Annotated in this window: 16 protein-coding genes; 5 read left to right on the plus strand and 11 right to left on the minus strand. The window is 64.8% G+C overall.

The window, feature by feature from the left end; genetic code table 11:
* Nucleotides 1-38: 38 nt before the first annotated feature.
* Nucleotides 39-350 (minus strand): hypothetical protein, encoded by a 312-nt coding sequence (locus HMPREF3173_RS03805; protein WP_070571603.1) that lies wholly within the window; start codon nucleotides 348-350, stop codon nucleotides 39-41.
* 146 nt (nucleotides 351-496) lie between these two features.
* Here HMPREF3173_RS03805 and HMPREF3173_RS03810 point away from each other — a divergent pair, with 146 nt between their 5' ends.
* Nucleotides 497-1,222 carry a response regulator gene (locus HMPREF3173_RS03810; RefSeq protein ID WP_043206941.1) on the plus strand — a complete coding sequence of 242 codons (726 nt, stop codon included), beginning with the start codon at nucleotides 497-499 and terminating at the stop codon, nucleotides 1,220-1,222.
* Entirely contained in the window at nucleotides 1,219-2,553 is a 1,335-nt protein-coding gene (locus HMPREF3173_RS03815) for an ATP-binding protein (RefSeq protein WP_070571604.1), read from the plus strand. Before HMPREF3173_RS03810 ends, HMPREF3173_RS03815 begins: the two co-directional genes overlap by 4 nt.
* Nucleotides 2,554-2,565: 12 nt before the next feature.
* On the opposite strand, the gene HMPREF3173_RS03820 is transcribed toward HMPREF3173_RS03815, so the two are convergent.
* A complete protein-coding gene (locus HMPREF3173_RS03820) occupies nucleotides 2,566-3,186 on the minus strand; it encodes a LysE family translocator (RefSeq protein ID WP_070571605.1) in 621 nt (206 codons plus the stop codon).
* Nucleotides 3,187-3,251: 65 nt separating this feature from the next.
* Nucleotides 3,252-6,044, minus strand: a complete 2,793-nt coding sequence (locus tag HMPREF3173_RS03825; RefSeq protein ID WP_070571606.1) for an amino acid adenylation domain-containing protein — start codon at nucleotides 6,042-6,044, stop codon at nucleotides 3,252-3,254.
* Between the two features lie 223 nt (nucleotides 6,045-6,267).
* On the opposite strand from HMPREF3173_RS03825, the gene HMPREF3173_RS03830 reads away from it, so the two are divergent.
* On the plus strand, nucleotides 6,268-6,888 hold the full coding sequence (locus tag HMPREF3173_RS03830) for a TetR/AcrR family transcriptional regulator (RefSeq protein WP_043206947.1): 621 nt from the start codon (nucleotides 6,268-6,270) through the stop codon (nucleotides 6,886-6,888).
* A 144-nt stretch (nucleotides 6,889-7,032) separates the two neighbouring features.
* Here HMPREF3173_RS03830 and preA read toward each other — a convergent pair whose 3' ends face one another.
* The 3 genes from preA to hydA form a co-directional block, all read right to left on the minus strand.
* Complete coding sequence (gene preA, locus HMPREF3173_RS03835; protein ID WP_043206949.1) at nucleotides 7,033-8,307, minus strand: NAD-dependent dihydropyrimidine dehydrogenase subunit PreA; 1,275 nt, start codon at nucleotides 8,305-8,307, stop codon at nucleotides 7,033-7,035.
* Nucleotides 8,308-9,675, minus strand: a complete 1,368-nt coding sequence (locus HMPREF3173_RS03840) for an NAD(P)-dependent oxidoreductase (protein WP_070571607.1) — start codon at nucleotides 9,673-9,675, stop codon at nucleotides 8,308-8,310.
* Nucleotides 9,676-9,788: 113 nt separating this feature from the next.
* Entirely contained in the window at nucleotides 9,789-11,228 is a 1,440-nt protein-coding gene (gene hydA / locus HMPREF3173_RS03845) for a dihydropyrimidinase (RefSeq protein ID WP_070571608.1), read from the minus strand.
* A 540-nt stretch (nucleotides 11,229-11,768) separates the two neighbouring features.
* Here hydA and HMPREF3173_RS03850 point away from each other — a divergent pair.
* Together HMPREF3173_RS03850 and HMPREF3173_RS03855 are read left to right on the plus strand one after the other, a co-directional pair.
* Complete coding sequence (locus HMPREF3173_RS03850; RefSeq protein ID WP_070571609.1) at nucleotides 11,769-13,259, plus strand: NCS1 family nucleobase:cation symporter-1; 1,491 nt, start codon at nucleotides 11,769-11,771, stop codon at nucleotides 13,257-13,259.
* A 47-nt stretch (nucleotides 13,260-13,306) separates the two neighbouring features.
* Nucleotides 13,307-14,593: a Zn-dependent hydrolase gene (locus HMPREF3173_RS03855; RefSeq protein ID WP_070571610.1), complete on the plus strand. Its 1,287-nt coding sequence runs from the start codon at nucleotides 13,307-13,309 to the stop codon at nucleotides 14,591-14,593.
* Nucleotides 14,594-14,757: 164 nt separating this feature from the next.
* On the opposite strand, the gene HMPREF3173_RS03860 is transcribed toward HMPREF3173_RS03855, so the two are convergent.
* From HMPREF3173_RS03860 to HMPREF3173_RS03880, 5 genes are read right to left on the minus strand one after another with little or no spacing between them, the layout of a single operon-like run.
* A complete protein-coding gene (locus tag HMPREF3173_RS03860; RefSeq protein WP_070571611.1) occupies nucleotides 14,758-15,339 on the minus strand; it encodes a nucleotidyltransferase family protein in 582 nt (193 codons plus the stop codon).
* Entirely contained in the window at nucleotides 15,336-16,307 is a 972-nt protein-coding gene (locus HMPREF3173_RS03865) for an XdhC family protein (protein ID WP_070571612.1), read from the minus strand. Before HMPREF3173_RS03865 ends, HMPREF3173_RS03860 begins: the two co-directional genes overlap by 4 nt.
* 3 nt (nucleotides 16,308-16,310) lie before the next feature.
* Nucleotides 16,311-17,522, minus strand: coding sequence for a cytochrome c (locus HMPREF3173_RS03870; RefSeq protein WP_070571613.1), 1,212 nt, complete (start codon nucleotides 17,520-17,522; stop codon nucleotides 16,311-16,313).
* 2 nt (nucleotides 17,523-17,524) lie between these two features.
* Entirely contained in the window at nucleotides 17,525-18,064 is a 540-nt protein-coding gene (locus HMPREF3173_RS03875) for a (2Fe-2S)-binding protein (RefSeq protein ID WP_043206967.1), read from the minus strand.
* Complete coding sequence (locus HMPREF3173_RS03880) at nucleotides 18,057-20,888, minus strand: xanthine dehydrogenase family protein molybdopterin-binding subunit (RefSeq protein WP_070571614.1); 2,832 nt, start codon at nucleotides 20,886-20,888, stop codon at nucleotides 18,057-18,059. The genes HMPREF3173_RS03875 and HMPREF3173_RS03880 overlap by 8 nt, the downstream gene beginning before the upstream one ends.
* Between the last annotated feature and the right edge of the window lie 123 nt (nucleotides 20,889-21,011).

The following is a 21,011-nucleotide window of genomic DNA, read 5'->3' on the forward strand; positions in this document are numbered from 1 at the left end:
AATCAAAGGTCCTTGTTCTGCTCGATGGCCGGCGCCGCTCAGGCGTGGCCGTGGGTGTCCGGGGTGTTGTCCGAGCATTCGATGTGCAACTGGCCATGGGTCATGATCCAGTGGATGAAATCGGCCGTGGGGATCGAGTGGACGTATTGCACCCAATGTCCGCTGTCCGGGCTGTAGCGCTCGAAATAGCGACGCAGGACGATGCGCTCTTGATCCTCGGCCACGCCTAGGCAGGACTGCTGGAACAGAATCGGTGCATCCTGCCCTGGCGCGGTGGTGCGTTGGGCCAGGATCAAGGGGCGGTCAGCCGCGCCCTGATCGGTGGTGTACCTGTTGCTCAAATCCTTCATGCAAGCCCCCAAAAACGAAGGCGTGCAAAGTACCCAAGGCGTTTTGCCAGAGGATGTCCGCTTGATGTCAGGCCTGAAGGAATGTTGCTCGATTGAAATAAATGACCCAAGCAGCAGAATGGTTTTAGATACCGCCCTTTCTAGCCCTGGACCCTGTGAACGTGAGCCGATTGCTGATCGTCGACGACGACGTGGAAATCCTGACCCTGCTGAAGAAATTCTTCGTTCAGCACGCCTATGAAGTGGACGTCGCAGCCGACGGCGAGGCCATGTGGGCGGCGATTGCGGCGCAGCGGCCCGACACCGTGATCCTCGACCTGATGCTGCCCGGGGAAAACGGCTTGAGCCTATGCCAGAAGGTCCATGCCCAGACCGGTATTCCGATCATCATGCTCACCGCCATGGCCGAGCTGAGCGATCGCATCGTGGGGCTGGAGCTCGGTGCGGACGACTACCTGACCAAACCTTTTGCACCGCGCGAGTTGCTCGCCCGGGTTCGCGCGCTGCAGCGACGCATCGGCCAGCCAAACCTCCCGGCAGGCGAGCCGACACGGCCGGTCATCCACTTTGCAGGTTGGCACCTGGATATCACCTGCCGCGAATTGCGCTCCTCCGAGGGCGTGATGGTGCCCTTGTCCGGTGGCGAGTTCGACTTGCTGGTGGTGTTTCTCGAACACCCCCAGCGCATCCTCACCCGCGAGCAGTTGATCGACCTGGCCCACGGCCAGGGCCATGAGGCGTTCGACCGCAGCATCGACGTGCAGGTCAGCCGCCTGCGGCGCAAGATCGAGCCGGACAGCAAACGCCCCGAACTGATCCGCACGGTGCGCAACGGTGGCTACCTGTTCACGGCCAAGGTCACCCGCTCATGATCGGGCCACTGCTGCGTCGCGACACCCTCAGGCGCCGCATCGCCCTGACCATCGTCGCCGCGATGCTCGCCTCGCTGGCCCTCAACGCCCTGTTCGTCCAGATCGCCGGCACCTGGGCGCGCCCGCCCATCGAACGCACCGGCCTGCTGGAGCAGATCGCCTCGACCACCCGGGTGATCGAAGCTGCGCCTGCGCCGCTGCGAGCGCAATTGGCAAGCGCCGCCAGCAACCCCATGCTGCGGGTGGCCTGGAATGCGCAGCGCGCTGACTTCCAGCTGCCCAGCGATGGCGCACGGCTCGATGCAGGCCAGGTGCCGGTGCTGCACCGATTGCTGGGCGATGGCCGGGAAATCGACATCTACACCCCCGACGACTGGCCCGGCGATAGCCCTCAGGCCCGTTACGTGGCGCTGGTTCAGCTTCAGGACCGCAGCTGGCTGTCCTTCACCCCGCCCGAACGCAGCTGGGGCTTGCGCGCCAACGTGCGCATCGCGGTGATCATCGCCCTCGGCCTGGTGGCCACCCTGCTGGTGGCCTGGATCGCCACGCGCCAGCTGGCCGGTCCCTTGCAGCGCTTCGCCAGCGCGGCGCGGCGCTTCGGCCATGACCTGCGCGCCCCGCCCATCGAGGTGCAAGGCCCCGAGGAAATCCGCCAGGCGATCATCGCCTTCAATACGATGCAGGCGCAGATCCAGCATTTCGTCGCAGAGCGCACCCACATGCTCGCCTCGATCTCCCACGACCTGCGCGCCCCGCTCACACGTATGCGCCTGCGCAGCGAGTTCATGGAAGACCTGGATCACCAGCGCAAGCTCATTCGCGATATCGAGGAAATGCAGTCGATGATCAACGCCGCTTTGGCGTTCTTTCGCGAAGACACCCAGCGCGAGCCCAGCACCGCGTTCGATCTCTCCGAGCTTTTGCACACCATCGTCGACGACTACCGCGACCAAGACATCGCCGTCGACTTCACAGGCCCTGCCCACCTGGTGCACGTGGGGCGTCCGCTGGGCATCAAGCGGGTGGTCGTCAACCTGCTGGAAAACGCCCTCAAGTACGGACGAAACCCGGCCATCACACTGGCCCAGGACGATCAGGCGGTGCGCATCGACGTCAGCGACGAAGGGCCAGGGATTCCCGAGGCCGCGCTGGAGCAGGTGTTCGCCCCGTTCTTTCGCCTGGAGGCCTCGCGTAACCGTGACACCGGTGGCGTTGGCCTGGGGCTTTCGGCGGCGCGGGCGATCGTTCGCGAACAGGGCGGCGAGCTGACCCTGCGCAATCGCGACAGCGGCGGATTGCTGGCGCAGGTGGTGCTTCCCGTGCGCCGCTGAACCGCGTGCTGCTCAGCGCCGGCTCAAGGCCAGACGCGCGGCGAAGGCAACGAAGATCAGCCCGGTGGTGCGGTCCATCCATTGGATCACCGGGCCCCGGCGCAGCACCGCCGCCAGCGGCTGGGTCGCGGCGATCAGGGCGCTCGCCCAGAGCAGCCCCAGCACCACATGGATCCCGACCAGGCCGAAGGTCCAGGCCACCAGCGGCTCGCCTTGGGGGATGAACTGAGACAGGAAGGACACATAGAAGATGCCGACCTTGGGGTTGAGCAGGTTGCCCATCATGCCCTTGAGAAACCAATTGGCCACAGGCCTGGCCTGCTGGCCGGCAGGCGGCAACACCTGGCGCGGGCGTAACAGCATGTTCAGCCCCAGGTAAGCCAGGTAGGCCGCGCCGCAGTACTTCAGCAGGTTGTAGGCCAGTTCCGAGACCGCAATCAGGGCCCCGAGCCCGAATGCCACCGCAGCACCCCATAGCAGGCAGCCTGCGTTGATGCCCAAGGCGGCGCGCATGGCTTGGGTGCGGCTCTCCACCGTGGCTGTACGCAAAATCAATGCGGTGTCCAGGCCCGGCGTGAGGGTCAGCACCGTGGCGGCGAAGGTGAAGGCGATCAGGTTGTCGACGACGGGCATGGGGCGAGGCCTGTGCAGGTGCAAGTGGGCACGTTAGCAGGCCAGTCAGGCCCCGCACAGCCCCGTCACAGGACGCGCTCGAACTTTTCCGCGCTGCGCTTGGCGCCGCCACTCCAGCGCATCGAGGCGAAGCGGACGGCTTTGTTCCAGGCATAGGCCACAGCGATCCCGCCGACGACGGCCAGAACCACATCGAGCCCCGGCACATCGCCCAGGCGGCGCGCGACGGACTGGAACTGATAGTGGGTCAGGTAGATGAACAGCGTCGAGGACGCGATCAAGGCAGCCCCACGGGCAATGAGGTCAGGCAGGGGAACGGCGCGCCACCAGATCATCGTCAGCACCGCCGGGATGGCCACATCGACGTATTGGCTGAAGTCCACCCCATGCGCCAGCACATCCACCACACGCTGCCCGCCCAGCACGAGCACCACCACCGCGCTGGCCAGCCATTTCTGCGGCGTGGTCCGGGCAAAATGAATCGCCATGCCCAGCACCAGGACCGCAAGGTAATGCTGGGGCACGCGGTTGTAGAGCGCACTTGCATCGAAGACATAGGCATCGATCAACAGGCCCGCCACGGCCGCCGCGCAAGCACCGGCCAGCAGCACGCGAAACGGCGCCGCCATGATCAGCGCCCTGATCCGGGCGAACGACAGCACCACCGCCATGATCGCCAACATCTGCACCAGTAGCTCAATGTACCAATACGAAAAACCTCCCGTGACCGCTGGCGGGTACCAGTTCGCGATCAGCAAGAAGGCCTGCCAGTGCACGTTGCCGAACACGACCTGGGTCAACAGCGTATAGAGCAGGGTCGGTACCACGATGACGGCGATCGAGCGGAGCAGCGTGCGCACGCTGCCATAGTCGTCGATGGCCTTGAGTTGAAACCGCGCCAGGGCAAGCCCGGACACCGCGAACAACACCGACGTTTCGCCCACGATCGGCCAACCCGAGCCACCGTGAAAATGCCCGATGACGATCAGCAGGATCGACAGCACCCGCAACAGCACAGGGATCTCCACGGCGCGGATCACAGGCCTGGACGCCGGTCGCGTTGCACTTAACTGACACAGCTCATGGATGGGCTTGAGCTCCCATTGCGCCGGTAGCGGGCCGATGAGCGTCTCCAGCACCATCGAGGCCTGGACGAACGACAGCGAATCGCCGCCCAGTTCGACGAATGACAGGTTCGGGTCGATCTCAGGCGTCTGCAGGATTTCTGACCAGGCGCTGACCAGCTTTTGCGCCACGGGCGATAGCGCCTGGTTTGCCTGCGCGGTGCTCGCCTCGGTGTCGCCGCGCAGCGCCTGCAAGGCACGCTTGTCGACCTTGCCGTTCGGCGTGATCGGAATCGCCTCGAGCATCACGAACAACGCCGGCACCATATAGTCCGGCAATTGGCTGGCAGCGTACTCGCGCAGCGCCTGAGAGGACGCTGCGTCGTTGGCAACGCAATAGGCCACCAGCTTGGTGCTGGGGCCTTCGGTGTCAGCCAGCACCACGCATTGCCTGAGCTGCGGGTGCCGGGCCAACACCGCTTCGATCTCTGCCAGTTCGATCCGGTGCCCACGTATCTTGACCTGGCTGTCTCTACGGCCAAGGAAGGTGACGCTGCCGTCGGCACCGTAACTGCCCAGGTCTCCGGTGCGGTAGCACAGGTCGTCTTCGACCTGGGTGAAGGGGTTGGGCACATAGCGTTGGCGGGTCTGGACCGTATCACCCCAGTACCCCTGGGACAGATAGGGGCTGCGGATCAGGATCTCGCCAACCTGCCCTTGCCCGGCCAGTTGGTTAGCGTCATCCACGACCAGCAGCTGCGCGCCATCGATGCCTTTGCCCAGGGGGATCCTGCTGTGGTCGGCGCCCGGATCGATCCGGTGGTACGCCATGGCCTGGGGCGTTTCGGTGGTGCCGTAGAAGTTGACGCAGCAGGCGTTGGGGGCGATTTCGCGTATTTGCCCATACAGGGCGCTGCCCAGCGCTTCGCCGCCCCAGAACAGGTAGCGCAGCGCATCGAGCCTGATGCCGACGAGCCTGGCGCCGGTCTCGATCAGCTTGCCCAGGGGCGGTGTGAGGTGAATCACCGAAACCGCCTGGGCCTGCAGCCAGGCCGCCAGCGCAGCCGGGTCGATCACTGTAGTCTGTGCAGGGATCGCAACCCTGGCACCGATGGACAGCGGCGTGAACACATCCCGGTACACCGGGTCATGGCCCAGCCCGGAGAGCAGCGAGAAGCAATCGTCTTGGGAAAATCCATGCTGGCGAACATGCCAGCCGATGAAGTGCACCAATGGCGCGTGGGTCGTCACCACACCCTTGGGCTCGCCAGTGCTGCCGGACGTGAAGGTGATATAGGCCGGCTGATCAGGATCGACCGATGGCAACTGCTGTTGATGATGGGCAAAGCGCGCCAGTGCCTCACCTGCCGGCTCCGGCACCTGCTCAACCTGGATGGACGCGTCATCGAGTTCAAGCTGCGCCGCCCCGGCCAACAAGACGAAGGCAGGTTGCAGCGTATGCATGACCTGAGCGATTCGCGCCTTCGGGTAGGCCGTGTCGACCACCGTGAAGATCGCCCCCGTCCGCGAGGCACCGAGCATGGCGTAGACCAGCCCCGCGCACCGGCTCGAAACGATCACGACACGATCGCCTTGACGCACCCCGCTTTCGATCAACCACGCTGCAATACCCCGGCTGATCGCCTCAAGCTCAAGATAAGTACAAATGCCATGCTCGGAAAAAATGGCAGGCGCCTGCGGCGAGCGCTGAGACTGCTGCAAAAATTCCATGAAGATCGGCTGCCCAGCATCGTGGGCCAAAGGAAGACGCGGGTTCGGACGGACATCCTGCATTTGCTTGTCTACTCCGTAAGCCAAACGAGTGACGTCGTCCTGACAACGTTGATCCGTGGTCTGGGCATGAAAGACAGCGATGGATGGCGCAGGCCCCGTTGCTTGAACGGTAGTGCACAGTGGCCATAGATGCCAACCAGAGGCTTGCAGGTCGCGCATTCGCTTTGGGCCGTGCCCTTTAAAGCTGTTAGCCTTGGCGGGCGAAGGTTGCAATGGACAGGCTATGACCAACCACAAGATCGAGATCCGTCGACGCAACGTCGAAAAGATCCTGCAGGCCGCCGAAAAGGTATTTGCCGAAAAAGGCTATGCCGGCACCTCCATGGGCGATATCGCCGAGCAAGCCGAACTGCCCCGCTCCAACCTGCACTACTACTTCAGCACCAAGGACGAGCTGTACCAGGCCGTGCTGCGCGATCTGCTGGAAGTGTGGAAGCAGGACGCCCTTTGCTTCGAGCGCTTCGAGGATCCGCGGGTGGTACTGACCAGCTACATTCGCGCAAAGATGGGTCATTCGCGCTCGCGGCCGCTGGGCTCGAAGGTCTGGGCCGAAGAGATCCTGCATGGCGCGCCCCTGCTCGGCGCCAGCCTGGACGACGACTTGGTGCCCTGGGCGCTGATGAAGGAGGCCAAGATCCGTCGCTGGGTGGAGGAAAAACGTATCCTGCCGGTGGAGCCTTCGGCACTGCTGTACATGATCTGGGCCGCGACCCAGCACTACGCCGACTTCGGCTATCAGGTGACGCTGCTCAATGGCGGCGAGCCGCTGTCAGACCCGGCCTTCGAGCGGGCCGTGCAGACCGTGACCTGCGTGATCCTGCGCGGCATCGGCCTGGAGCCCTGATCCCATTGCTGCCCCAAGGGCCGATACGCGCCCCATCGCAGGCTGTCGCCAGCGCCCACAGATCTTGCTGTTTACCCGTGGGAGCTGGCGACAGCCTGCGATGGGCTGCGCAGCAGCCCCAAGCTCACGTCCGGCAGCCAGGGATCAACTGGCCTCGCGATAGGGATTGCGCGGATCCTGGGTCCAGTTGAGGTAGGGCTTGCCGGTGTCCTGCGCCACCATGTCGATGCAGCCCTCCACCGGGCAAGTGATCTGGCACAGGTTGCAGCCCACGCATTCCTTGTCGATCACGCTGTAGGCATGGGTACCGTCGGCCTTGAGGGTGCTGGCGATGGCCTGGTGCGAGGTGTCCTCGCAGGCGATGTGGCAGCGACCGCAGCCGATGCAGGCCTGCTGGTCGATGTGGGCCACAACCTGGTAATTCATGTCCAGGTACTTCCAGTCGGTCGTGTGCCCCACCGCCAGACCGCGGAAGGCCTCCAGGCTGTGATGGCCGTGCTGATCCATCCAACGCGACAGACCATCCTTCATGTCCTCGACAATACGGAAACCGTGCAGCATCGCTGCCGTGCACACCTGCACCGCGCCACAGCCCAAGGCGACGAACTCCGCGGCGTCCCGCCAGTTGCCGATACCGCCGATGCCGCAGATCGGCAGGCCGCGCGTCTGCGGATCCCGCGCGATCTCGGCCACCATGTTCAACGCAATCGGCTTGACCGCCGAACCGCAGTAACCGCCATGGGTGCTCTGCTCGCCCACGATCGGATGCGCGACCATCCGATCAAGGTCGACACTGGTGATGGAGTTGATGGTGTTGATCAGCGACACCGCGTCCGCTCCGCCACGATGGGCGGCGCGGGCTGACTGGCGTATGTCGGTGATGTTGGGCGTCAGCTTGACGATCACTGGCAGCGAGCAATGGGTCTTGCACCAGCGGGTGACCATCTCCACGTACTCCGGCACTTGGCCGACCGCCGCACCCATGCCCCGTTCCGGCATGCCATGGGGGCAACCGAAGTTCAGCTCGATGCCGTCGGCACCCGTGGCCTCCACCAGCGGCAGGATGAATTTCCAGGACTCCTCCACACAGGGCACCATCAGCGACACGATCAATGCGCGGTCAGGCCAGTCTTTCTTCACCTGAGTGATCTCGCGCAGGTTGATCTCCAGCGAGCGGTCGGTGATCAGCTCGATGTTGTTGATGCCCTGCACCTGGCGGTTGGGGCCGTAGTGCGCGGAGTAGCGCGACGACACGTTGACCGCCGCAGGGTCCTCGCCGAGGGTCTTCCATACCACCCCGCCCCAACCGGCCTCGAAGGCGCGCACTACGTTGTAGGCCTTGTCGGTGGGCGGCGCGGAGGCCAGCCAGAAAGGGTTGGGCGCCTTGATACCGGCGAAGACGATAGACAAGTCGGCCATTTACGCTGCCTCCACGTTGAGCATGAGTTCGGCATGGATGGCTTGGGCAGCCAATTTGCCATGTTGCACGGCCTGGACAGTCAGGTCCTGGCCCAGCGCGGTGCAGTCGCCACCGGCGTAGACGCCTGGCAGGCTGGTGCGCATCTGCGCATCGACGCGGATGCGCTCGCCGTCGCGCTCCAGCTGCGCCGCCAGCGGATCGGCCAGGCTTGCATCGTCGAAGCGTTGGCCAATGGCCTTGAAGATTGCATCGGCGGCCAGCTCGAACGTCTCGCCCGTGTCGGTCAGTCGCCCATCGACCAGCGCCGTGCGGGCAAAGCGCATGCCGCGCACCCGGCCGCAGTCATCGAGCAACACCACGTCGGGGCGCGCCCAGGTGTGCAGGCGCACCTGGTTGGCCTTGGCGATGTCCTGCTCATGCCCGGTCGCGCCCATGTCGGCCTGGCCGCGGCGATACACCAGATTCACGTCCCGCGCGCCCAGGCGGCTCATCTGCACCGCCATGTCGATGGCGGTGTTGCCTGCACCGATGACCAGGCAGCGGTCGGCCACGGGCAGTTGCGTCAGATCGCTGGTCTGGCGCAACTCGCGGATGTACGCAGTAGCGCCAAGCACGCCTGGGGCCTCTTCATCCTGTAAGCCCAATTGGCGCACGGCCCCAAGGCCCAGGCCGAGGAACACTGCATCGTACTGCCCACGCAGCTCCGTCAAGGTGAGGTTGGCTCCCAATGCCTGGCCATGGCGGATTTCGATACCGCCGATACCGAGCAGGAATTCCACCTCGCGCTGGGCGTAGTCATCCACCAGCTTGTAGCGGGCGATGCCGTACTCATTGAGGCCACCGGCCTTCTCCCGCGCTTCGAAGATCACCACATCGTGGCCCTGCATGGCCAGGCGATGGGCGCAGGAAAGCCCGGCCGGCCCTGCGCCGACCACGGCAATGCGCTTGCCGGTAGCCGGTGAGCGCTGGAACGGATGCTCGGTGAAACCTGCATTGTCCAGCGCGTAGCGCTGCAACTGGCCGATCAGCACTGGCGCGCACTCCTGGGCGTTGTTGCGTACACAGGCCTGCTGGCAGAGGATCTCGGTCGGACAGACGCGGGCGCAGCTGCCACCGAGGATGTTGGCCGAAAGGATGCGCTCGGCAGCGCCCTGCAGGTTCTCGTCGGCGATGCGATGGATGAACGAGGGGATGTCGATCTCGCTGGGGCAAGCGTTGACACAAGGCGCGTCGTAGCAATAAAGGCAGCGAGCGCTTTCCACGGCAGCCTGGCGCGCGGTCAGCGCAGGTGCGAGATCGGTGAACGCCTCGGCCAGCTGCTCACGGCTGGCCCGGGGCTTGGGCAAGTGGTTCAGGGCATCGATCACGGTTGTAGCCTCTCTTTCTTATTGGCCGGGCGGCGGTCACCCGCCCGGCGTTCTCGGGATGGCAGTCAACGGCAGTTCGTGGTGTCTGAGGGGCTGCCAGGCAGTCCCCAGGCTCAGCGGCTGACGGGCGTCGGCCGCTGCTGCTCGGCACGTCGGCCCAGCACTTCGTACACCGCTGGGTAGGCCGGACGCTCCACATAGCGCCCTGCCCCGGGCTCGGCGCGCAGATCGCCATCGGCCCAGCACACGCGGCCCTGACTGATGGTGTGGCTGGGCACGCCACGGACCGTGCGCCCTTCGAAGATGTTGAAGTCCACTCGCTGGTGATGGGTCTGGGCGGAAATCGTGCGCGTGCCTTGGGGGTCCCAGAGCACCAGGTCGGCATCGGCCCCAACGCGAATGGCGCCCTTGCGCGGGAACAGGTTGAAGATCTTCGCGGTGTTGGTGGAGGTCAGCGCGACGAACTCGTGCATCGACAGGCGCCCGCTGTTCACGCCGGCATCCCACAGCACCGCCATGCGGTCCTCGATGCCGGCGGTGCCATTGGGAATGCGGCTGAAGTCGTTGCGGCCCATGGCCTTCTGCTCGGCGCAGAAGCAGCAATGGTCGGTCGCCGTGGTATGCAGGCTGCCCGATTGCAGCCCACGCCACAGCGCCTCCTGATGTTCGCGCGGGCGGAACGGCGGGCTCATCACGTAGCCTGCAGCCGTGGCCCAGTCCGGGTCGCGGTAGACGCTGTCGTCGATCAGCAGATGGCCCGGCAGCACCTCGCCGTACACCGGCTGGCCCTTGGCCCGGGCGTAGGTGATCTCATCCAGGGCTTCGCGGCTGGAGACATGCACCAGGTACAGCGGTGTCCCGAGCGTCTCGGCGATGCGAATGGCGCGGCTGGCGGCTTCGCCCTCGACCTGCGAGGGGCGCGACAGCGGATGCGCTTCAGGCCCGGTCAGGCCTTGGGCAAGCAACTTCTGCTGCAAGTGGAACACCAGCTCGCCGTTCTCGGCATGCACCGTGGGCACCGCCCCCAGTTGCAGGCACCGTTCGAAGCTGGCGACCAGGGTGTCGTCGGCCGCCATGATGGCGTTCTTGTAGGCCATGAAGTGCTTGAAGCTGTTCACCCCGTGGTGGGCGACCAGTTCGCCCATTTCTTCGGCCACCTGCTCGCTCCACCAGGTAATGGCGACATGAAAGCCATAGTCGGCGGCGGATTTCTGCGCCCAACCACGCCAGGTGTGGAAGGCCTCCAGCAGCGATTGCTGCGGGTTGGGGATGACGAAGTCGATGATCGACGTGGAGCCACCGGCAAGGCCTGCGGCCGTGCCGCTGAAGAAGTCCTCGCTGGCTACCGTGCCCATGAACGGCAACTGCATGTGGGTGTGGGGGTCGATGCCGCCTGGCATCAGGTATTGGCCGCTGCCGTCGAGAATCTCGCAGTCAGCCGGTGGGTCGAGGTTTTCCCCGATGGCGCGGATCAGGCCATCGGCGCACAGGACATCTGCGCGATAGTGTTCTTCATGCGTAACCACGGTGGCGCCACGGATCAACAGGGACATGCCGTTTTCCTCGCAGGCTGACCGGTCAGGGCCGGTTCTTGAAATTGTTATGTGGCCTAGGCCTGGAAAGGAACATGCAATCCTGTCAGGCCTGACAAGATTGGAATCTAGTTGCTGATCCGGGTTTGGTCAAAAAATTAATTGGCAAAACCTTCAATCATTAACATCTTGTTTTTGTTAGTTTTTTATAAAAAACAGGAAAAACAGAGGACCTCGAACCAGCTTGACTTACTTGACAAGAAGCGAAATTGGTCGAGATTTTCCATGCAAATTCAGCTGTTTGAAATCTGGTCCGTACAACACGAAAACAGCGGGCGCGGCAAGTGCCGCGCCCGCTGTTGTTGTCGAGAAATGCTTTGCAGCGCATTACCTTCGGTCGGCGGCGGCCATCCGGGAAGGTCCAGGGCCAACCCGGCACGTTTGTTGAGTGCGGCCCCAACCGCCTGGCCGGACCGAAGGTGCAGTACTGGTGGTGTGTGTACTCCGGCCATCGCATCAGCCCGATGAGCGAACAACTACAAGAAAAACCTGGAGAGCCCCATGCAACAGAGCAGATCGCAAGTGATCGAGCAGGACGGGCTGTTTGAGCTGTCCGCCGGCAGCGATGTCCTGGACAGCCCGCGCTACAACCACGACATCGCACCGACCAAGGTGCATCAACGGACCTGGAACAAATGGCACATCACCGCCCTGTGGGTGGGGATGTCCATCTGCGTACCCACCTACACCCTCGGTGGCGTGCTCACCGCCTATTTCGGCCTGAGTGTCGGCGAGGCGTTGCTAGCGATCCTGCTGGCCAACCTGATCGTGTTGATTCCCCTGACACTCAATGCCTTTCCCGGCACCAAGTACGGCATCCCCTTCCCCGTCCTGCTGCGCGCCTCCTTCGGCATCCTGGGCTCCAACGTGCCCTGCCTGATCCGCGCGGTGGTCGCTTGTGGCTGGTTCGGCATCCAGACGATGTTCGGTGGCCTGGCCATTCACCTGTTCCTCGGGTCGCTGTTCGAGGGCTGGAAGTCGTTGGGCGGCACCGGCGAGGTGATCGGTTTCATGGTGTTCTGGTCGCTCAACTTGTGGGTGGTGCTGCGCGGTGCGGAGTCGATCAAATGGCTCGAGACCCTGTCGGCCCCACTGCTCGTGGCGGTGGGCTTCGGCCTGTTGATGTGGGCGCTGCCGCACATGTCGATGACCGAGTTGCTGGCCCAGCCGCCCAAGCGTCCGGAAGGCGCCAGCGTGGTGGGCTACTTCTGCGCGGGTCTCACGGCCATGGTGGGGTTCTGGGCGACGCTGTCGCTGAACATCCCGGATTTCAGCCGCTACGCCAGGAGCCAGAAAGATCAGATCCTCGGGCAGATCTTCGGCTTGCCGCTGACCATGTTCCTGTTCGCCTCCCTGGGCGTGATCATGACGGCGGCCTCGGCGTCCCTGGTCGGTGAGACAGTGTCGGACCCTGTCAGCCTGATCGGTCACATCCAGAGCCCAGGCTGGGTGGCACTGGCCATGGCGCTGATCATCATCGCCACGCTGTCGACCAACACGGCGGCGAACATCGTCTCGCCGACCAACGACTTCCAGAACATCGCCCCGCGACTGATCGGCCGTAGCCGCGCCGTGTGGCTCACCGGCTTCATCGGCCTGGCCCTGATGGCCCATGAGCTTTTGAAAAAGCTTGGCTGGATCGTCTCCGACCTGAGCCTTGAGAGTGTCTACTCCAATTGGTTGCTGGGCTACTCCAGCCTGCTCGGGCCGATTGCCGGGATCATGGTGGTGGACTACTTCCTGGTCCGCCGGCAACGCCTGGACCTGGCCGGACTGTACCGTGACGACGTTTACCCAGCCTGGAACTGGGCGGGTTTCGCCGCCTTCGCCCTGCCCGTGGCGCTGACGATCATGGCCATCGGCAACGACCGCTTCAGCTGGTTCTACGACTACGGCTGGTTCACAGGCTCCCTGCTCGGCGGCACGCTCTATTACGCCCTGGGCAGCGTGGCGCTGCGCAAACCCAGCCGACTGGCCAAACCGATACCGTGACGCAAGGCCTGCGCCCAACCGGATAACAACAGCCTGAGGAGATACCCATGAGCACTCCCGCCCAGCATGTCCTGCAATCGAGCGAGCGCCATATCGACAGTGCGCGCCTGTGGCAATCCCTGATGGACCTGGCGCGCCTTGGCGCCACCGCCAAGGGTGGCGTCTGCCGCCTGGCCCTGACCGACCTCGACCGCCAGGCGCGCGACTTGTTCGTGCAATGGAGCGAGGCCGCCGGTTGCGACGTCAGCATCGATGCAGTCGGTAACATTTTCGCCCGCCGGCCAGGACGCAATCCGAAGCTGCCACCGGTGATGACCGGCAGCCACATCGACACCCAGCCCACCGGGGGCAAGTTCGATGGCTGCTTCGGGGTCATGGCCGGCCTGGAAGTGATCCGCACCCTCAATGACTTGGGCGTGGAGACGGAGGCGCCATTGGAAGTGGTGGTATGGACCAACGAGGAAGGCTCGCGCTTTGCCCCGTGCATGATGGGCTCAGGTGTGTTCGCCGGTAAGTTCACCCTCGAAGAAACCTTGGCCAAAGTCGATGCCCAGGGCGTGACCGTCGGCGAGGCGCTCGATGCCATCGGCTATGCCGGTCAACGGGCCGTGCTCGGTCACCCGGTGGGTGCCTACTTCGAGGCGCACATCGAGCAAGGGCCGATCCTCGAGGACCAAGCCAAGACCATCGGCGTGGTGCTGGGCGCCTTGGGCCAGAAGTGGTTCGACCTGACCCTGCGCGGCGTCGAGGCCCATGCCGGTCCAACGCCGATGCACCTGCGCAAAGACGCCTTGGTGGGTGCCGCCGACGTGGTGGCGGCGGTAAACCGCACGGCGCTCAGCCACCAGCCTCACGCCTGCGGCACCGTGGGCTGCCTGCAGGCCTACCCTGGCTCGCGCAACGTCATCCCCGGCGAAGTGCGCATGACCCTCGATTTTCGTCACCTGGAGGGTGAACAGCTGGATGCGATGATCGCTGAAGTCCGCCAGGTGATCGACAGCACCTGCCAGCGCCATGGCCTGAGCTACACGCTGACACCGACCGCGGACTTCCCTGCCCTGTACTTCGACACAGGCTGCGTCGATGCCGTACGCGACTCGGCGCGCAACCTGGGCTTGGCGCACATGGACATCGTCAGCGGTGCGGGGCACGACGCGATCTTCCTCGCCGAGCTGGGCCCTGCAGGGATGATCTTCGTACCCTGCGAAGGCGGCATCAGCCACAACGAAATCGAGAATGCCACGCCAGAGGACCTGGCGGCCGGCTGCGCGGTGTTGCTGCGCGCCATGCTGGCGGCTTCGCAGGCGATTGCCAGCGGGCGCCTGGCGGCCTAGCCAGACGGAAGATCATCGGCGCTGCTGCGCAGCCCATCGCGGGACAAGCCCCGCTCCCACTGGGACAACACCGCTGAGCCGGTGGGAGCGGGTTTATCGAAGCGTCGAACCGCCGCGAAGCAGACTGTGCGGTGGCGGCCGGTGTTCGTGGTGTGAACCCGCTCTTACAGGGGCGAGGCCTTTGCCGCCAACGCGTCCGGCGTATCCACATCACGCAATACGCCGGCGTCGTCCACCTCGAGCAGCACACAGCAATCCCGGTGTGAGCGCACCACCGAGCGCGCCCCCTCGTCACCCGTAAGGCGCATCAGCTCCGGCCAAAAGGCACGGCCGAACACCACAGGATGCCCCTGTCGCCCCTCATGCGAGGGCAACAGGATGCTGGACGCCGAAGCGGCCTGCGCCATTCGCCGCAAGGTGTCCGGCAAGATCCAGGGCATGTCCCCCAACAGGATGGCGACCGCGTGGGCATTGCCGTCCTGGAGCGAGGCCACGCCCGCCGCGAGGCTGTGGCCCATGCCCAAGGCAGCATCCGGGCTGGGGACCACCCGGCAGCCGGCAGGCAGTCCCAACTCCTGCATACCTTCCCCCTCACGCAGCACCACCCGCACCTCATCGAACACGGCCAGGGCCTGCTCGACACTGTGGGCCAACAGGCTACGCCCGTCGTCCAGAGGCGCACGGCGCTTGTCGCTGCCGAAACGCACGCTGCGTCCGGCGGCCAGTACCAGCGCGACGACCGTCACAGCGCCTCGCGGGCGATGCCGCTGCGGGTACGCAGCACATCCGCAAGCACTGCCAAGGCGATTTCCGCAGGGGTCTTGCTGCCCAGGTTCAGGCCGATGGGAGCATGAATCCGCCCCAGCGCCTGCTCATCCAGCTTGCCGATGCGCTGGAGGCGTTCGCGGCGTTTCTCTGAGGTGGTGCGCGAGCCCATCACCCCGATGTAGAACGCCTCGGTGCGTACCGCTTCGAGCATGGCCAGATCATCGATCTTGGGATCGTGGGTCAGGGCCACGACCGCCGTGTCGCGGTGGCAGCCGCCATTGGCAATGAACACCGACGGCAGCTCGCGACGAATCTCGATGCCGTCGAGCACCACCCCGTCGAGCACCTCCTCGCGGGGTTCGCAGAGGATGACTTCAAAACCAAGCCCCTTGCCGAACTCCGCGCAGAAGTGCGCGACGCTGGAATACCCTGCCAGCAGCAAACGCTGGGCCGCGCCCACCCGCACATGGACGACGGCCTCGTCATAGGCCACCCGAGGCCCCTGCTCGATATCGTCGCTCAACCGGCGCTGGCCATCGTGCAGGCTCACCTGGCGTAACAGCCGACGCTGGCCGAGCAAGGCCGACTCCAGCTCGCGCAAGTGCGCCTGCACGTCGCAATCCGCTGGCAGGTTCTCCACCAGGACATCGAGCACACCGCCGCACGGAAGCCGAATGTTCGAGCGGCTGTCGCTACCATCGCCATAGCGCACCACCGCGACCGGCCCTGCAAACTCGCCTTCGCCGACCCGCGCCAGGAAGTCTTCCTCGACGCAGCCGCCAGAAAGCGACCCCACCCACTGCCCGCGCTCGTTGACCGCCAACAGCGAGCCCGGCGCACGGGGCGCCGAGCCGTAGGTGAAGAGCACGGTGCACAGCCACACACGCTGGCCCTGGCCGGACCATTGCAGCGCCTGTCGTACCACTTGCAGATCAAGATGCTGCACGGCTCACTCCGTCTTCAGGTTCGCCAGCTGCTGGGTACTCAAGTCCCCCGGCAGCCCGCCCCATGCTTCACGCAGGTAGTTGACCAGGTCGGTGACTTGCCCGTCGTCGAGCTTGTCGGCAAAGCCCGGCATGGGCTGCATGCGCTCGAAGCCGGTGAACTGCTGCTCGCGGATGCCTTCGAGGATCACCTTGGCCAGGTTGCGCGAGTCGGCCTGGCGCAGCACGGTGTTGCCCTGCATGGCGACCGCGATGTGCGGCTTGCCCTCGCCCTCGACGCCATGACAGCCGGCGCAGACGTTGAGATACTGCTGGCGGCCACGCTTGGCGCTCTCGCCGAGCTGGTCCACCGGCACAGCCTGCACGACCTTGGCCTTCGGTGGCTGGTCACCCAGCAGATAGGTCGCCATCGCGGCCAGGTCGGCGTCTTCCAGATGCTGGGTGCTGTGGTGCACCACCGGGAACATCTCGTTGAACATGCTGCCCTGGGCACTGATGCCGTGCTTGAGGAACGTGGTCAGGTCCGGCTGGGTCCAGCCGCGCTCGGCCAGGTCCTGGGCCAGCAGGCTGGGTGCCAGGTAGCCGGCCAACAGGCCACCGGTCAAGCGCTTGTCCTGCTCCAGGGCGCCGATGCGGTTACGTGGGGTGTGGCATTCGCCGCAGTGGCCGAGTACCTCCACCATGTACTGCCCGCGCTGCCAAGCCTCGCTCTTGCCCTCGGTGGCCTGCAGCTGCACGCTCTTGCCATACAGCATGTTCCAGCCGGCCAGGCCCATGCGCACGTTGAACGGGAAGCTCAGGCTGGTTTCAGGCGCGGGCCGGTTGATCGGCGGCACGGTCATCAAGTACGCGTGGATGGCGTCGGCATCCTCGCGCTTGATCAAGTGGTACGAGGTGTAGGGCATCGCCGGATACAGGTTGGCGCCGTCCTTGCGCTTGCCCTCGGTGAGGGCGGCGAAGAATTCGTCGCGGCTGTAGTCACCGATCCCGAACTGCTTGTCCGAGGTGATGTTGGTGCCGTAGATGGTGCCGAACGGAGAATGGATCGGCAGGCCGCCGGCGAACGGCGCACCGCCTTCGGCCGTGTGGCAGGCCATGCAGTCGGCCGCGCGGGCCAGGTATTCGCCACGCTTGACCTGCGCCTGGTCGGCTGCCTGTACACCGAGCGACAGCGCCGCACCCATGGCCAGCGCCAGGCCCGAAAGAACGTGCCTCATGCTCAACCCTCCTTGACCAGGCCGAGGTCACTGAGCACTTCGCGGGTGGCGTCGTAGTAACGCACATACCCGGTGCAGCGGCAGATGTGATGGCCGAGGCTGGCTTCGATGGCGCCTTCGAGCTCACTCTTTTTCAGCGGCTGGCGCTGGGCCTTTTCCACCAGCACGGTGGCGGCATTGACGAAGCCGGGTGCGCAGTAGCTGCACTGGAAGGCGAAGCGGTCGACGAACTTCTGCTGGATCGGGTTCAGCTCACTGAGGTTGCCCGCCTCGTCATGCTTGGCATGACCCTCGATGGTGCGCACCTTCTTGCCTTCGAAGTAATGCGCGCCGGTGATGCAGGTGCGCACTTCCTCGCTGGTGCCGTCGGGGTTGTCGACGATCACCACGCAGGCGTGGCAGATGCCCTGGCCACAGCCCAGGCGGGAGCCGGTGAGGTTCTGGTATTCGTGCAGGTAGTCGATCATTGCCAGGTCTTCGGGCACTTCGGCCGGACCGACGGTTTGACCATTCAAGGTCATTTGAAGCGGACGGTTAGCCATTGAGGGCCTCCTTGACGCGGGCGGGGGTGATAGGCAGGTCGCGAACACGCTTGCCGATGGCATGGGCCACGGCGTTGCCGATCGCGCCGACCACCGGGATCATCACCACTTCGGCGATGCCCTTGGAGGGGTCGGTCGGTGACAGTGGCGGCAGGATCTCCGATGTCTGCTGCCACACTGCCACGTCCTTGGCCATCGGCAGGCGATAGCGGTTGAAGTTCCAGTCGCCCTCGCCCGGGCCGCCTTCGTACAGCGGCATTTCTTCGGTCAGTGCATGGCCGATGCCCATGGCGATACCGCCTTCGAGCTGGCCCTTGACCAGTTCCGGTACCAGTACACGGCCACACTCCACCCAGCTGTGGTGGTTGAGTACCTGCACCTGGCCGCTGCCTTTGTTCACTTTCACCTGCACCAGGGTCGCCACCGGGCTGTAGTAGGTCACCATGGCGTTGTTCAGCTGGGTGGCCGGATAGGCGGCGTTCTGGCGGTCCAGCAGGTGGTAGCTGGCGCTGTTCATCTGCGCTTTCTTGACGTTCGGCGCGCCGTCGCCGTACTTGACCGCCATCGCATCGAGCGGCAGGCGCTCACGCACGCCATCGATGACGAAGTCGGATTCGGCCCAGCTCCAGCGGTTGAACGCGTGGACGCTGACGCCGGTCACCAGCCCCATCTCGTGGGCTTTCTTGGCCAGCTCGGCGAACGGGATCGGTGCCAGGCCATTGCCGGTGAGTTCACCGTTGACCCAGACCGCGTTCTCGCGGCGCACCACCAGCGGATTGGCCTGGCCACCAAACGGGCCCTGGCGCCACAGCGACAGCGCCGCCGGCCACAGGCCGTGGTTGAACAGCACACGTGCGGCTTCGCGCGTGGCGTGGCTGAAGTAGAAGGCCGAGTTGGTCGCCGAGGATGGCGAGGCCAACTTGCCGACCCAGCGTGGGTCGCGCAGGGCAGCGTCCTGCTCGGCCTGGCTCATCAGGTAGGGGTTGCCGTGGGTGGCCAGTTGCAGCTCCGGCCACTCGGTCTCGGCGGTTTTCACTTCATCGGCCGGACGCCCCAGGAAGTCGCTGACCACGAACGCCTGGGAGGTCGACATGCCAGTGCCCAGTTCGGTGCCGATATGACGCAGGCTGATACGCCCGTCGGCCGTGAATTCGATGCTGGCCATGGGCGCTTCGGCGCCGGTGCCGAAGTCCTTCTGGCAGATGGCAAAGCCCACGCCGTACCAGTTGTCGGCGTCCTTGGCTTCCATGGTCTTCTTGTAGGCGTCGCGGTTCTTCCACAGCTCGTGGGCGCTGGCCTTGTCGAGGATCTCGTGCAGGCGCAGGGCCCCGGCCGGCACGGCGCCCTGGGTGTTCTTCATGCCCGACTTCAGGGCATTGACCCGGCGCAGCTCGATGGCATCCACACCCAGGCGACCGGCGATCTCATCGACCATCATCTCGGTCGCGGCCATGGTCTGCAGGGTGCCATAGCCCCGCATGGAGCCGGCCTCGACACCGCGGGAGTGGTAGGCGGACACGGCCAGGTCGCTCTGTGGCATGTAGTAGATCGACTGCGCCGCGGTCGCGCCCACGGCGGCCACCGAAGAGCTGTAGTTGGCACGTCCGCCACCGTCGACACTCATGTCAGCGCGGAAGATCTTGAACGACATGTCCTTCTTGTCCACCGCCAGTTGGTAGTGGATGTCGAACGGATGGCGCTTGATGCCGCTCTGGAACTGCTCGTAGCGGTCGTTGGCCAGGCGCACGGGCACACCGTTGCCGTACAGGGCCGCGACGGCAGCGTAGAACACGAAGATGTTGTTGTCCTTGGAGCCGTAGCCGACCGTATAGCCGGGGTGCATGTTCAGTGTCTTGAGGGCAAAGCGCGACGGTTTGATCATGTGCACGCATTCCTGCGCCACCTCGAAGGGGCACTGGGTCGCCACTACGAAATGCAGGGTGCCGCTTTGTGGGTCGTACCAACCGTTGCCGTTGTCCGGCTCGAGCGCCGCCGGCTCGATGGAGGGCGTCTTGTAGCGCTCATCGAACACCAACCAGTCCTCGGGAGCCTGCTTGAGCTGCTCGGCCATGCGATCTGCATAGAACAGCCCTTGCTCGGTGAGGGTGCCGTGCTGCTTGGGCTCGTTGGTCCAGACCGGTTTGCGGTTGAGGATGGTGGGGAACAGCATGGAGTTCTTCAGGCTGGAGAACTCGTCCTCCTCGAACGGCGTCTTGCCCGCCACCCGCACGAAACGGAAGCTGCCATAGGGGTCGCCTTGATACAGCGGCGCTTGGGCGCCGTAGCGGATGGCCTTGTCGTTGAATTGCAGCTTGAGCTTGGCCTGGCGGTAACGCTCGAAGTCGTTCCAGATCAGGATCGCCACCGGGTGGCCGATGAACATCGGCACCTTGCCAGGTGGCAGCAGCGGGTCCGGCGAGTGGGCCTCAGGCCAGGCGATGCCATCCTTGTGCAGGTCTTCGGCGGTGACGACGCGGTCCGGCTGCAGGTCGGCGCCCAGCCAGGCAAGGTCCAGGCCTGCATAGATGCGGTCGGCCTTGATGGTCTTGAGCAGCAGGGCGTGGCCTTGCTGCTGGGGCCAGCCGGGCATGTCCTTGGCGCGGATGTCGCGGGCGAACACCTTGTTGCCGCACACCTTGGACAGCGCATCGTTGCGAAAACGTGTCTTGCCGTCATGGCTCATCCACTTCTGCGGGGAAGTGGTGACACTGTTTTCCATCAGGGCGGCGAAGGCCGGGCTGCCGAGCGGTGCGAGGGTCACCCCTACGCCCGCAATCACGCCGCCTTGCAGGAAGGCGCGCCGGGAAATATCACGGTGGGTCATGCTTCATCCTCTGGGCAGAGCGCGCCTGCCCATGACGTATTCTGGTACTTGATAGCTCGGAGGGCGGAATCACTGACGTTCCGAAAGCAAGGTCGGAGTGGAAATCACAAAAACTGACCTTGG

This window comes from Pseudomonas sp. HMSC08G10 (assembly GCF_001808425.1).
Classification (GTDB): domain Bacteria; phylum Pseudomonadota; class Gammaproteobacteria; order Pseudomonadales; family Pseudomonadaceae; genus Aquipseudomonas; species Aquipseudomonas guariconensis.